Below are 13,034 nucleotides of genomic sequence, written 5' to 3'. Positions count from 1 at the left end.
CCTCACGCGTAGATGTCGGTCCAAAGCTCCTCGAGCGCGGGCTCAGGGCTTTCTTTCGAGAATTCGGCGGCTTCGTTGACGATGACCTTGATTTCCTTGTCGATCGCCTTGAGGTCGTCGTCGGTCGCATGTCCACCGCTGAGAAGCAGATCGCGCACGTGCTCAATGGCATCGCGCTCTTCGCGGATCTTCTGCACTTCCTCGCGCGAGCGGTATTTCGCCGGGTCCGACATCGAGTGACCGCGGTAACGGTAGGTCTTGACCTCGAGGATGTAGGGGCCTTCGCCCGAGCGGCAGTGCGCGATGGCCTTCTCGCTCGCGGCTTTCACCGCCAGAACGTCCATGCCGTCCACCGGTTCGCCGGGGATGCCGAAGGCCTGGCCGCGGGTGTACAGTTCCGGAGTCGAGGTCGAGCGCCGCTGTGCGGTGCCCATGGCGTATTGGTTGTTCTCGATCACGAAGATCACGGGCAGCTTCCAGAGCGCCGCCATGTTGAACGTCTCGTAGATCTGGCCCTGGTTGGCCGCGCCGTCGCCGAAGTAGGCAAAGGTCACGCCGCCGTTTTCCAGGTATTTGTCCGCAAAGGCGAGGCCCGCGCCAAGCGGCACCTGCGCGCCGACGATGCCGTGGCCACCGTAGAAATGCTTCTCTTTCGAGAACATGTGCATCGAGCCGCCCTTGCCGCGCGACAGGCCGCCCTCGCGGCCGGTCAGTTCGGCCATCACGCCCTTGGGGTCGAGCCCGCAAGCGAGCATGTGCCCGTGGTCGCGATACGAGGTGATGCGCTTGTCGCCCTCGCGGGTCGCGGCCTCAAGGCCCACGACAACCGCTTCCTGGCCGATATAGAGGTGGCAGAAGCCGCCGATCAGACCCATCCCATAAAGCTGGCCCGCCTTCTCCTCGAAGCGGCGGATCAGTAGCATTTCACGGTAGTACTTGAGCAGTTCGTCCTTCGAGACGTTGGCGCCGGGGGCGCTTTTCGTCTCGGGATTCTTGCGTGTTGCCATCGGGCATCCTCCCCCAGAACAGAATAGTTCAACGTTAAACTAGTTTCTAGCGTAGCTTGAATCGAAACGCAACGCTTGTGTGGGCTGAATGTGACCCAAGGGCAATTTTATGCGGAAAAACGCCGAAAGCCCCGCTGACGGGGTGTTTCAAAGCGATTTGAGGTGGCTTAGCGGATGACGATCTCGTCCGTGCGGATGGTGCCAAGCACCTCTCGCGCGCGTTCATCCAGCAAATCGAGGTCAAGATACTCGTCTGACAGGCGCTTGGTTAGGTTCGCCATGCGCTGTACTTCGGCACGCAGGATGTCGCGCTCGGCGCTTCGGTCGGCGATCTCCGATTCCAGTTGTACGCGGCGAAACACCCCACTGGGCCCCTGCACGGCGGCAAAGGTGAAATAGGCCCCAAGCACGAAGCAGATCGAGAAGAAGATCAGAGGGCCGATGGCCCGGCGCTTTTGCATGATGGGTGCTCTGCCTGTTGTGCCTCTTATCGGGCGTGGGATGAAGGATGCCATATCCACTTTGGCTTGTGAATCCCTTGGCGGTGCTTTCATCAGAAAAATCGCACGATACAAGCGGGCAGGGGGCTGGAATGAAAACAGGGGCCCGAAGGCCCCTGTGTTCTGTCTTTGATCGGCCGATCAGCCGGCGATCGAGGCTGCGTAGATCGAGTCGATCGCACCGCCCAACATGGCGTCGAACTCTGCGTCGGTCTGCTGAGCGCTCAGCCCTTCGGTCAGCGCGCGCGAGAACGAGGCGATCATGCCGGTGTTCTGCGCCAGCATCGCGTTCGCGTCATCGCGCGAGTAGCCGCCCGACAGCGCCACGACCTTGAGCACGCGCGGGTGATCGACCAGCGGCTTGTAGAAGTTCGGCACGCTCGGCAGCGACAGTTTCAGTATGACCTGCTTGCCCTCGGGCAGAGCGTCCAGTTGCGCAAGGATTTCGGCGCGCAGGATTTCTTCGGCCTCAGCCTTGTCTGCGATCGTGATGGTCACTTCCGGCTCGATGATCGGCATCAGGCCATGGGCGATGACCTGGTTGCCCAGTTCGAACTGCTGCGCAACGACAGCCTTGATGCCCTCGGCATTGGCGGCCGAAATGACCGAACGCTCCTTGGTGCCGAAGATGCCGGCCTTGACCGCGCGGGCCAGCAGATCGTCGAGACCCGGGATCGGCTTGAGCATCTGGCAGCCGCTCACCTCGGCCTCAAGACCCTTGTCGATCTTGAGGAAGGGCACAACGCCGCGCTTTTCCCACAGGTAGGTGGCGGTCGGGATGCCGTCGACGGCGCGGTCCATGGTCTGTTCGAACAGGATGGCGCCGACGACCTTCTCGCCGGTGAAGGCGGGCGATTTGATGATCCGGGCGCGCATCGCGTGGATCAGGTCGAACATCTCGGTCTCGTTCGAATAGGCGTCCTCGTTCACGCCATAAAGACGCAGCGCCTTGGGCGTGGACCCGCCCGACTGGTCGAGCGCGGCGATGAAGCCCGCCCCCTTCTTCATCTGTTCGGTCTGCTTGGCGTTCGACATGATGCTCCCCCGGGACTGTCTGGGTGAAAGGTGATGGGCGCGGGTGCCCCTGTGGCTGCGATACCGCCTTGCTGGCGCGCGCGCAATTATGAGAACGCTAACACGCGGGCGGGAAAGAAAAGGCGACCCGAAGGCCGCCTTGGGTTCAGTTCATCAGTGCCGCGACGCCGGGCAGTTCCTTGCCTTCCATCCACTCAAGGAAGGCGCCGCCCGCGGTCGAGATATAGCTGAAATCGCCCGCGACCCCGGCCTTGTTGAGCGCGGCAACCGTATCGCCACCACCGGCAACTGAAATCAGGCTACCGGCCTTGGTCAGGCGCGCGGCGGTCTGTGCCGCGGCATTGGTTGCCGTATCGAAGGGCGCGATCTCGAAGGCGCCGAGCGGGCCGTTCCAGATCAGCGTGTTCGAGGCTTCAAAAACGCGACCGATCATGTCGACAGCTTTCGGCCCCGCATCGAGGATCATCGCATCCGCGGGGCAGGCATTGGCTGCGACGGTCTCATTCTCGGCCCCGGCCTTGAACTCTCGGGCGACAACGACATCCTCGGGTAGGACGATCCGGCAACCGGCGCTTGCGGCCTTTTCCATGATGTCGCGGGCGGTTTTGGCCATCTCGTGCTCGGCGAGCGATTTGCCAACGTCGATTCCCTTGGCGACCAGGAAGGTGTTGGCCATGCCGCCACCGATCACCAGGTTGTCCACCTTGGCCACAAGGTTCGAGAGTAGCTCGATCTTGGTCGAAACCTTGGCGCCGCCCACGACCGCCGTCACCGGGCGGGTCGGGTTGCCAAGGGCAGCCTCGAGCGCCTTGAGCTCAGCCTCCATCAGGCGACCAGCCGCCGAGGGCAGGATATGCGCCACGCCTTCGGTCGAGCTATGCGCCCGGTGCGCGGCCGAGAAGGCGTCATTCACGTAAACCTCGCCCAGGGCTGCCATGCCCGCCGACAGCTCGGGGTCGTTCTTTTCTTCGCCCGCGTGGAAGCGGGTGTTTTCGAGCAGCAGAACCTCGCCTGCGGCAAGCGCGGCGACGGCCTTCTTGGCCGGGCCACCCACGCAATCCTCGGCGAAGTTCACCTTGCAGCCCAGCTTCTCGGCCAGAACCGGAACCAGCGGGCGCAGGCTCATCTCGGGGACGACCTTGCCCTTGGGGCGGCCGAAATGCGCCAGCAGGACCGGCTTGCCACCTTTGGCCATGATGTCCTTGATCGTCGGCACGATCTTCTCAATCCGCGTCGCATCGGTGACGACACCGTTCTCCACCGGCACGTTGATATCCACACGCACCAAGACCACCTTGCTCGCAAGACCCATCTCGTCGAGCGTTTTCCAAGCCATTCTCGTCACTCCCGATTTTGCGCGCGGCGGGCTCTGGCCCCTCTCGCGCGGTTCACGCAAACTTGCCCCGATGTGCAGGCATCGTCAACGCCATGCGGCGCTTTCGCCTTCCGAATCCCGCGCCGCTTCCTTACAGTCGCCCCAAATTTCGAGGAGGACCATTCATGGCCGAGATCAAAGACCCCGAGAACACCATCATCATCGAGCTGAAGGACGGCCCCGTCGTCATCGAACTGCTCAGCGACATTGCTCCGCAGCACAGCGCGCGGATGAAGCAACTGGCCCGTGACGGCGCCTATGACAACGTGGCGTTCCACCGCGTGATCGACGGCTTCATGGCGCAGACCGGCGATGTCGAGAACGCCAACATGGAAAAAGACTACAACCCCCGCCGCGCTGGCACGGGCGGTTCGCAGTACCCCGACCTTCCGGCCGAATTCTCGCGCATTCCGCATGATCGCGGCACCCTTGGCGCGGCGCGTTCGTCGAATCCGAACTCGGCGAATTCGCAGTTCTTCATCAATTTCAACGACAACCACTTCCTGAATGGTCAGTACACGGTCTATGGCCGCGTGATCTCGGGGATGGAAAACGTGGACAAGATCGTCCGCGGCGAGCCGCCGGCGAACCCCGACCGCATGATCTCGGTCAAGGTGGCTGCCGATGCGTAAGATCCTGCTTGCGACGGCGCTGGCCTTTGCGGCCACCGGCGCTTGGGCCGAGGGCTCGGGCGTGCCGGATACGGACGGCCCGAACCTGACGCTGGAGATCGGCGGCTCGGTCAGCGGCAATGTGGTCATCGACCTGCTGCCCGACGTGGCCCCCAAGCATGTCGAGCAGATCGTCGCGCTGGCCAAGGAAGGCGCCTATGACGACGTGATCTTCCATCGCGTGATCGAGGGCTTCATGGCGCAGACCGGCGACGTGCAGTTCGGCAAGCGCGGCGGCGATACCCGTATGGCGGGCGTAGGCGGGTCCGAACGCCCGGACCTTCCGGCGGAGTTCTCGAACCGCTCGTTTACGCGCGGCATGGTGGGGATGGCACGTTCGGCCGATCCGAACTCGGCCAATTCGCAGTTCTTCATCATGTTCCAGGCCTCGCCGCATCTTGATGGCCAGTACACGATCGTGGGGCATGTGGTCGAAGGTTTGGAGATCGTCGATCAGATCCAGAAGGGCGACATGCGCCAGAACGGGCTGGTAGATCAGCCCGACTACATCGTCCACGCCACGGTCGAATAAGACCCGCGCGACAGAATCGAAAACGGGCGCCCGAAGATCGCGGCGCCCGTTTTCTTTTGTCTGTTGCGTCTTAGCTCAGTTGCACCAGCGCGTGGCGCTTCTTGCCCGCGCTAAGCTTCACCGGCTCGGCCAGATCGCCCGCGTGGAACATCCGCCCCGCATCGGCGCAGATGTCGTCGTCCACGCGCAGGCCACCCTCGGCGATCAGGCGCTTGCCGTCTTTGCCAGTCTTGGCCAGACCCGAGCGCACCACAAGCTGCGCAAGGCTGATGCCCTCGGCAACGTCCTCGGCGCTTAGGTGCAGGGTCGGCAGGTCATCGCCCACGCCGCCTTTCTCGAAGACCTCGCGCGCGGTGGCCTCGGCCGCCACGGCGGCCTCTTCGCCGTGCAGCAGCTTCGTGACCTCATTGGCCAGAATGATCTTGGCCTGGTTGATCTCGGAGCCTTCCAGCGAGCCAAGACGGTCGCACTCTTCCACCGGCAGATCGGTGTAGAGCTTGAGGAACCGGCCCACGTCCGCGTCGGTCGTGTTGCGCCAGAACTGCCAGAACTCGTAGGGGCTGAGCATCTCGCCGTTCAGCCAGATCGCGCCGCCCTGGCTTTTGCCCATCTTGCGCCCGTCCGAGGTGGTCAGCAGCGGCGTCGTCAGGCCGAAGATCTCGCGGTCGAGCACCCGGCGCGTCAGGTCGATGCCGTTGATGATGTTGCCCCACTGGTCCGAGCCGCCCATTTGCAGCAGGCAGCCGTACCGGCGGTTCAGCTCCAGGAAGTCATAGGCCTGGAGGATCATGTAGTTGAACTCAAGGAAGCTCAGCGACTGCTCGCGGTCGAGGCGCGATTTCACGCTTTCGAACGACAGCATCCGGTTGACCGAGAAATGCCGACCGATGTCGCGCAGGAACTCGAGGTAATTCAAATCGTCCAGCCACTCGGCGTTGTTGCGCATCAGCGCGCCGTTGCCGTCCTCGCGGTAGTCGAGGTAGCGCGCAAAGACCCTCTGCATCCCGTCGATATTGGCGTCGATGGCCTCGGGGGTCAGCAGGGGGCGTTCCTCGCTGCGGAACGAGGGGTCGCCGACCTTGGTCGTGCCGCCGCCCATCAGCGTGATCGGCTTGTTGCCGGTTTTCTGGAACCAGCGCAGCAGCATGATGTTCAGCAGATGCCCGACATGCAGCGAGGCCGCCGTCGCATCATAGCCGATATAGCAGGTGACCATCCCCTTGATGAGAGCTTCGTCCAGCTCTTGCAGATCGGTGCAATCCGCAAGGAATCCGCGCTCGATAATGATGCGCAGAAAATCCGATTTGGGATGGTAGGTCATCACACTTGTTCCTTTGCTAGCGCCATGCGTATATCGGGTGGGCAGCCGAAGGGGAAGCCATGTTGAAACCGGGTCCGGCCTGGGCGGTTGGGGCGATGTCGGGAACCTCGCTTGACGGCGTGGATGCGGCGCTGGTCTTGACGGATGGCGAGCGGATACTGGACTTCGGCCGCACCGATTACCGCGCCTATTCCGATGAAGAACGCAGCGCCCTGCGCGCGGCTCTTGGCTGCTGGCCGGGCGATCCGGGCGTGGATGAGGCCGCCGAGGTGGTCGAGACCGCGCATGCCGAGCTTCTCTCATCGCTGCTGGATGCTGCACTTGTAGGTTTTCACGGCCAAACGCTTGCGCATGATCCGGACGGGCGCATGGGGCCCCGGCGCACGCATCAGGCCGGCTCGGGCGAGGTTCTGGCTGAGGTTCTGGGCCGTCCTGTCGTCTGGGATTTTCGTTCGACGGATGTCGAGATGGGCGGGCAGGGCGCGCCGCTGGCGCCGTTCTTTCATTTCGCCTGCGCGAAATGGGCGGGGCTGAGTGCGCCGGTGGCTTTTCTCAACCTTGGCGGTGTGGGAAACGTGACCTGGGTCGATCCGCGCCAACCGGGCCCCGAGGCCGTGGGCGCGGTTCTCGCCTTCGACACCGGGCCCGCGAATGCACCGATCAACGACCTCGTGCGGGCGCGACTTGGCATGGATTGCGACGAGGGCGGCGCATTGGCGGCCTCGGGCACCGCCGATGAACAGATCGTCGAGCATTTCCTGTCGCATCGCTTCTTTCACCGCATTCCGCCGAAATCGCTGGACCGGAATGATTTTCACGATCTGCTGGAGGCGGTGCGAGATCTGAGCGACGCCGACGCAGCGGCAACGCTGACCGCCTGCGCCGCCGCCGCCGTCGCGCGCGGGTTTGAGCATTTTCCCGATTATCCGCGTGCGCTCTACGTCACCGGCGGCGGGCGGCTGAACGAGGCGCTGATGGTTGCTCTGACGCGTCGCCTCAACTGCCCTGTCGCGCCGATCGAGGATATCGGCCTTGATGGCGACATGCTTGAGGCGCAGGCGTTCGCCTATCTTGCCGTCCGAGTGGCGCGGGGCTTGCCGACCTCGGGCCCGACGACGACGGGCGTTGCCGGTCTGATTGGCGGCGGGCGCATCAGCTACCCGGACTGAGCGCTGGTGCCGGGGCAGGGCGATGCCGGAAGGGGGTGCAGCGCGACGCGCAACCCGAACCATTCGTGTCTCGCCCGCGCACATGATCGCCTGCCCGCCTTTGCCTCCAGACCAGATCCGCCGAGGTAATCTCGACCCATTCAGGCGCGACCGAGCGCGCGATCATTTGGGATGTGGGCGCTCTTGTTCGCCTTCCGGATCAGCGTGGGGATTGCCAGCGCGATAGATAGAACGACGCTACGCAGCTTTCTTATCCGCCAGCTTCCCTTGTGAAGGCACGCAGCATAACTTGCGCTGTGGGCAGGGAAAATGGCCGTATCACATTTGACGCCGGTCATGGCGGTGTGGTCGAATTGGGGGCATCCTTAGGGTGTTTCGTGCAAGGAGGTGGCCATGTTCGATTCTGTTTCTCATGCGATGCCAAGGCCGCGCTTTTCGATGCGGGCGGCGGCGGTGTTCCTTGTCGGTCTCAACTTCCTGTTGATGCTGGTCTCGGGGCTGGTGGTGATGATCGCCCCCTCCGGGCGCGTCGCCGGACAGATCGAGTGGACGATGCTCGGCTTGGGTCGACCGCAATGGGAGTTGCTGCACCTCGCGGGTGGTTTTCTCTTCATTGGGGCTGCGGTCTGGCACATCTGGCTGCATTGGTCGGTGATCACCAACCTGCTTTGGTCCAGCGCGGCCAAGACGCTCTGCCACCGGCGCGAGTTCGCGTTGGCCGTTGGGTTGACGCTCTTCGTTATCGTCGTAGCCGTGCTAGGCCTGCCGCCCGCAAGCTGGCTTGAGCAGTTGCAATCGTGGTTCAAACGCGACTTCTGGTGATCAGCCGGGAAGGTCGAAATCTGGCGCTCTCAGGCTGTGCGCGCCGCCCGAGAGCGCACTCGCTCATACGCGGCGGCGTTCTTGCGCGGCGACGATAATCATGGCGATGATCGCGCCGAGTGCGTTGAACACCAGATCGAGCGCGGTGTTGAAGTAGCCGCCGACGCCCGTGTCTTTCACGATCACCACGGCCGTGAACTCGATGATTTCGTTCACCGCGCCTAGGCCCATCGCGGCAAGCGCGGGGTAGGTATAGGCGGTCCAGGTGCCGCGCACATCTGGGAAGTGCCGCACGACGAGGTGCCACAGCAGCCACGCTGTCACGCCAAAGCCGAAGGCATGAACCACCTGATCGTATTTCAGGATCGTCATCTCGCCCTGGCCATCCGAGATGATCGGGATCAACTGCACCGCGTAGAGCACCTTGTCGCCCACCGGCACACCGCCGCCCGCCATATGCAGCAGGCCCCAGATCGCCAGCGCCCAGAGGATGGCGGGCGGGTATTCGGCCTTGCGCAGGCTGGAGCCGATCAGGCCGATCAGAATGGCCATGGTGATGATGTAAACGATGAACTCGGCATTGCCGATTATCAGGAACCAGGCCGAGAAGCCGATGCTGTAAAGCGCAACAAAGATCGCGACGGCCTTCTCGGCCGGTTTGATGTTCTTTGGAAAAACCATGGTGCTGCACTCCCCTTCGTTTTCGGGCAGCATGGCAGGTTCGCGCGGGGTGGAAAAGCGCTAAGCAAAAGGCCCCCGCCGGAGCGAGGGCCTTTCGTAATTCGGTTGCCGGTCCTTACTTGAGGATCGAGCGGCCTGCGTATTCGGCGGTCTCGCCCAGCATTTCTTCGATGCGGATCAGCTGGTTGTACTTGGCCAGACGGTCCGAGCGCGCCAGCGAGCCGGTCTTGATCTGGCCGCAGTTCGTGGCCACGGCGAGGTCGGCAATGGTGCTGTCCTCGGTCTCACCCGAACGGTGCGACATGACGTTGGTGTAGCGCGCGCGGTGGGCCATCTCGACGGCCTTCAGCGTCTCGGTCAGGGTGCCGATCTGGTTGACCTTGACCAGCATCGAGTTGGCGACGCCCTGCTTGATGCCATCGGCCAGACGCGCCGGGTTGGTCACGAAGAGGTCGTCACCGACCAGCTGCACCTTGTCACCCAGCTTCTCGGTCAGGATCTTCCAGCCTGCCCAGTCGTCTTCCGACATGCCGTCTTCGATCGAGATGATCGGGTAGGCGGCGCAGAGCTTGGCAAGGTAGTCGGCGTTCTCTTCCGAGGTCAGCGACAGGCCTTCGCCCTTCATCTCGTACTTGCCGTTCTTGTAGTATTCGGTCGAGGCGCAATCGAGCGCGAGGTAGATGTCCTCGCCCGGCTTGTAGCCGGCCTTCTCGATCGACTTCAGGATCAGGTCGAGCGCCGCGGTGGTCGAGCTAAGGTTCGGCGCAAAGCCGCCCTCGTCGCCCAGACCGGTCGAGAGACCGGCGGCGGTCAGCTCTTTCTTGAGCGTGTGGAACACTTCCGAACCCATGCGCACCGCGTCGCGGATATTGCCTGCCGAAACCGGCATGATCATGAATTCCTGGATGTCGATCGGGTTGTCGGCGTGCTCGCCGCCGTTGATGATGTTCATCATCGGAACCGGCAGGACGCGGGCCGAGGTGCCGCCGACATAGCGATAAAGCGGCTGCGCCGAGAAGTCGGCCGCGGCTTTCGCGCAGGCCAGCGACACGCCGAGGATGGCGTTCGCGCCGAGGCGGCTCTTGTTCGGGGTGCCGTCCAGCTCGATCATCATCTGGTCGATGGCGACCTGCTCGGTCACGTCTTCGCCCACGAGGTTCTCGGCGATCTCGCCGTTCACGGCCATGACGGCTTCCAGCACGCCCTTGCCCATGTAGCGCGACTTGTCGCCGTCGCGGCGCTCCACCGCCTCATGCGCGCCGGTCGAGGCGCCCGAGGGAACGGCGGCACGGCCCATCGTGCCGTCTTCGAGGATCACGTCGACCTCAACGGTCGGGTTGCCGCGGCTGTCGAGGATTTCGCGCGCGTGGATGTCGATGATCGTGCTCATGGAGATGCTCCGGCTGAGGGATTTGTCGCGCGCTCTATAGCCCGGCCGCCGCGCGCGCGAAAGAGGTTTGTTAGCGCTATCACGATTGTTAGCGCCGGACTTGCAAGAAATTTCCGTTTCAGCGGCGAGTGCGCCTTGCCTGCCGCCAAAGCGTGTAGAGGCCCGAGCCAACGATCACCGCGCCGCCGATCAGCGTCGCGCGGTCCACCGGCTCATTGAAGACCGTCCAGCCGATGATCAGCGCAAAGATCAGGCGGGTGTAGCGGAAGGGGGTGATCACGGCGACCTCGCCGATCCGCATGGCTGCGATCAGGGCGTAATAACCGGCGGTACCGAACAAAAGCCCGCCGCCGATCATGGCGAAGTCGCGCGGGGTCGGCAGGGTGATCTCGGCGGGGCTGAGCCAGGCCATGGCAATGCCCGCAGGGATCACGGCCGCAAAGCCATAGGTCGCCAGTTGCATCGATGAGACCGACTTGGCGACCCGACGCGTCGCGACATCGCGTGCCGCGAGGCCGACCACGGCGGCCACGGCCAGCAGCGAAAGCGCCGAAAACCCCTCAGTCCCCGGACGGATAACGATTAGCACACCGATGAAGCCCACGATGATCGCCGACCAGCGGCGCCAGCCGACCTGCTCACCCAAGAACAACGCCGCGCCAAGCGTGACCGCAAGGGGCGTCGCCTGCAGAATGGCCGAGGCCTGCGCCAGCGGCGTCAGCGCGATGGCGGACACGAAGCACATCGTGCCCAGAAGCTCGCTGAAGTTGCGCAGCAGGACCGGGCCAGCCAGCAGATCGCGCGAGATAAGCCGATCCCCGCGGATCTTGGCGAGGATACCGAAAATCGCGCTGCCCCCAAGCCCAAGCAGGGCAAGAACCATGCCGATCGGCAGGCCTCGGGCCAGCTCCTTGACGAACATGTCCTCAAGGGCGAAGCCAGCCATCGCCGCCACCATCAGAAGGCTGCCGCGCAGGTTTTCCATGATATGTCCCGTATCCCTGACCAAGCGGTCCAACCGCTTGCCTGCCGCCTTGCCTCAAGCCGAGGCGGCCGTCCAGTGCGCAATTGTGTCACGCACAATCGCTAGCGCAAAACACCCGCCACGTCGGCCCAGATCGGCAGGTGATCCGAGGCGCGTCGCGCCAAGGGCGTATCCAGAACGCCCATACGCACGATGTTGATATTCGGGCAGGTCACCACGCGATCAAGCCGCCCGAACGGCGCGCGCGAGGGGTAGGTGGGGCCCGGCGCGTGCACGTGATAGCCCGTCAGCGCCTCGAAACCGTGCTTGGAGGACCACTCATTGAAATCGCCGATGGCAAGTGCGGGGCCTTTCGCGCCGCGCAGGGTCTGGGCGATCCGGCTCCATTGCGCGCGCCGGTCGGCGCGACGCAGGCCAAGATGGGCTGCGACCAGGGTGAAGGGGGCTGCGCCCTCATGCGCGATCACAAGGCGCAGCGCACCGCGCGGCTCAAGCCCCGGCAGCGCCAGCCCGTCGATATCGAGCACCCGCCCTCCGCGCCGCACGAGCACCGCCTGCCCGTGCCAGCCAAGACTGTCCGGGCCGGTTTTGGGGCCTTCGGCAACGTGGAAATCCGTCTCTGCCTCGATCAAGCGCGCGGGCAGGGCGGAGGGGCGCGCGCCAAGCCGCCGATCCACCTCTTGCAAGGCAATCACATCGGCTCCGAGTGCGTTGATCACGGCAAGAATGCGCGCGGGATCGTGGCGGCCATCGGTGCCGACGCATTTGTGCAGATTGTATGAGGCAAGACGAACGGTCATGATGACGATATGATTGTTTTCCCGGTGGGATTCATCCCCTGGGGATGGCCCTGCGACAACGTAGCGTGTACCCATGCGACTTCGCAAACATTACGCCAGCCTTCGCGCACAACCCCGGCTGATACAAGCGATCTGGGCGATGCTGGCGATCGAGTTTCTGCTGGCGCTGTGGGAATGGCAGCTGGCGCTTGCCGCTGTCGCCTGCCTGACCTTCCTGCTGACGTTGGTGCCGATGTATCTGACCTCGCGCCTTGGAATCGCCCTGCCGACGCCGCTGCTTGTCGGCATCACGATCTTCATCTTCGCGACGATCTTTCTGGGTGAGGCCTTCGATTTCTATAACCGCTACTGGTGGTGGGATGTGGCGCTGCACGGCACCTCGGCGCTTGGCTTCGGGCTGCTGGGGTTCTTGGTGGTCTTCATGCTGTTCGAGGGCGACCGCTACGCCGCCCCGCATTGGGCGCTGGCGCTGATCGCCTTCTCCTTTGCCGTCACCATCGGCGCCCTGTGGGAGATTTTCGAGTTCGGGATGGACCAGATCTTCGGCACGAATATGCAGAAATCCGGGCTGGTCGATACGATGTGGGATCTGGTCGTGGACGTGATCGGGGCATCCCTGGGGGCGCTGGCGGGATGGCTTTACCTGATCGGGCGCGGTCCGGGGCCGACGCGCAACCTGTTTGAGGATTTCGTCGCAAAGAACCGCCGCTTCTACCGAAAGTTCAAAAGCCAAAACAAATGATTGC

14 protein-coding genes are annotated in these 13,034 nt (G+C 63.6%); 5 read left to right on the top strand and 9 right to left on the bottom strand.

Annotation, left to right across the window (positions count from 1 at the left end):
• Positions 1-2: 2 nt before the first annotated feature.
• The 4 genes from pdhA to KTQ37_RS03910 all read right to left on the bottom strand — a co-directional run bounded on the left by pdhA (position 3) and on the right by KTQ37_RS03910 (position 3,878).
• Positions 3-1,007, bottom strand: coding sequence for a pyruvate dehydrogenase (acetyl-transferring) E1 component subunit alpha (gene pdhA, locus KTQ37_RS03925; RefSeq protein WP_218629171.1), 1,005 nt, complete (start codon positions 1,005-1,007; stop codon positions 3-5).
• 167 nt (positions 1,008-1,174) lie between these two features.
• Entirely contained in the window at positions 1,175-1,468 is a 294-nt protein-coding gene (locus tag KTQ37_RS03920) for an FtsB family cell division protein (RefSeq protein ID WP_218629170.1), read from the bottom strand.
• 180 nt (positions 1,469-1,648) lie between these two features.
• The gene (locus KTQ37_RS03915) at positions 1,649-2,542 is read right to left on the bottom strand and encodes a fructose bisphosphate aldolase (RefSeq protein WP_218629169.1); all 894 of its coding nucleotides are present in this window, start codon (positions 2,540-2,542) and stop codon (positions 1,649-1,651) included.
• A 145-nt stretch (positions 2,543-2,687) separates the two neighbouring features.
• Entirely contained in the window at positions 2,688-3,878 is a 1,191-nt protein-coding gene (locus tag KTQ37_RS03910; RefSeq protein ID WP_218629168.1) for a phosphoglycerate kinase, read from the bottom strand.
• Positions 3,879-4,042: 164 nt separating this feature from the next.
• Between KTQ37_RS03910 and KTQ37_RS03905 the strand changes: the two genes are divergently transcribed.
• Together KTQ37_RS03905 and KTQ37_RS03900 are read left to right on the top strand one after the other, a co-directional pair.
• Positions 4,043-4,549, top strand: a complete 507-nt coding sequence (locus KTQ37_RS03905) for a peptidylprolyl isomerase (RefSeq protein WP_218629167.1) — start codon at positions 4,043-4,045, stop codon at positions 4,547-4,549.
• Positions 4,542-5,120: a peptidylprolyl isomerase gene (locus KTQ37_RS03900; RefSeq protein WP_218629166.1), complete on the top strand. Its 579-nt coding sequence runs from the start codon at positions 4,542-4,544 to the stop codon at positions 5,118-5,120. The genes KTQ37_RS03905 and KTQ37_RS03900 overlap by 8 nt, the downstream gene beginning before the upstream one ends.
• Positions 5,121-5,190: 70 nt before the next feature.
• Here the strand turns inward: KTQ37_RS03900 and tyrS are convergent, their stop codons facing one another.
• Positions 5,191-6,441, bottom strand: a complete 1,251-nt coding sequence (gene tyrS / locus KTQ37_RS03895; RefSeq protein WP_218629165.1) for a tyrosine--tRNA ligase — start codon at positions 6,439-6,441, stop codon at positions 5,191-5,193.
• Positions 6,442-6,500: 59 nt separating this feature from the next.
• Here tyrS and KTQ37_RS03890 point away from each other — a divergent pair, with 59 nt between their 5' ends.
• Positions 6,501-7,610, top strand: coding sequence for an anhydro-N-acetylmuramic acid kinase (locus KTQ37_RS03890; protein WP_218629164.1), 1,110 nt, complete (start codon positions 6,501-6,503; stop codon positions 7,608-7,610).
• Positions 7,611-8,003: 393 nt separating this feature from the next.
• Complete coding sequence (locus tag KTQ37_RS03885) at positions 8,004-8,432, top strand: DUF4405 domain-containing protein (RefSeq protein WP_236021060.1); 429 nt, start codon at positions 8,004-8,006, stop codon at positions 8,430-8,432.
• Between the two features lie 63 nt (positions 8,433-8,495).
• Here the strand turns inward: KTQ37_RS03885 and KTQ37_RS03880 are convergent, their stop codons facing one another.
• The 4 genes from KTQ37_RS03880 to KTQ37_RS03865 form a co-directional block, all read right to left on the bottom strand.
• Complete coding sequence (locus tag KTQ37_RS03880; RefSeq protein WP_218629163.1) at positions 8,496-9,113, bottom strand: DUF2238 domain-containing protein; 618 nt, start codon at positions 9,111-9,113, stop codon at positions 8,496-8,498.
• Positions 9,114-9,228: 115 nt separating this feature from the next.
• Positions 9,229-10,503 carry a phosphopyruvate hydratase gene (gene eno / locus KTQ37_RS03875; protein WP_218629162.1) on the bottom strand — a complete coding sequence of 425 codons (1,275 nt, stop codon included), beginning with the start codon at positions 10,501-10,503 and terminating at the stop codon, positions 9,229-9,231.
• Positions 10,504-10,621: 118 nt separating this feature from the next.
• Complete coding sequence (locus tag KTQ37_RS03870; protein ID WP_218629161.1) at positions 10,622-11,488, bottom strand: DMT family transporter; 867 nt, start codon at positions 11,486-11,488, stop codon at positions 10,622-10,624.
• 101 nt (positions 11,489-11,589) lie between these two features.
• Positions 11,590-12,288 carry an endonuclease/exonuclease/phosphatase family protein gene (locus tag KTQ37_RS03865; RefSeq protein WP_218629160.1) on the bottom strand — a complete coding sequence of 233 codons (699 nt, stop codon included), beginning with the start codon at positions 12,286-12,288 and terminating at the stop codon, positions 11,590-11,592.
• A 73-nt stretch (positions 12,289-12,361) separates the two neighbouring features.
• On the opposite strand from KTQ37_RS03865, the gene KTQ37_RS03860 reads away from it, so the two are divergent.
• A complete protein-coding gene (locus tag KTQ37_RS03860; protein ID WP_218629159.1) occupies positions 12,362-13,030 on the top strand; it encodes a VanZ family protein in 669 nt (222 codons plus the stop codon).
• Positions 13,031-13,034: the final 4 nt, after the last annotated feature.

Origin of the sequence: Sedimentimonas flavescens, assembly GCF_019264375.1 — a bacterium.
Taxonomy (GTDB): Bacteria; Pseudomonadota; Alphaproteobacteria; order Rhodobacterales; family Rhodobacteraceae; genus Rhodobacter; species Rhodobacter flavescens.
Note: the sequence above shows the minus strand (reverse complement) of the source record. Positions and strands in the feature narration are given on the sequence as shown.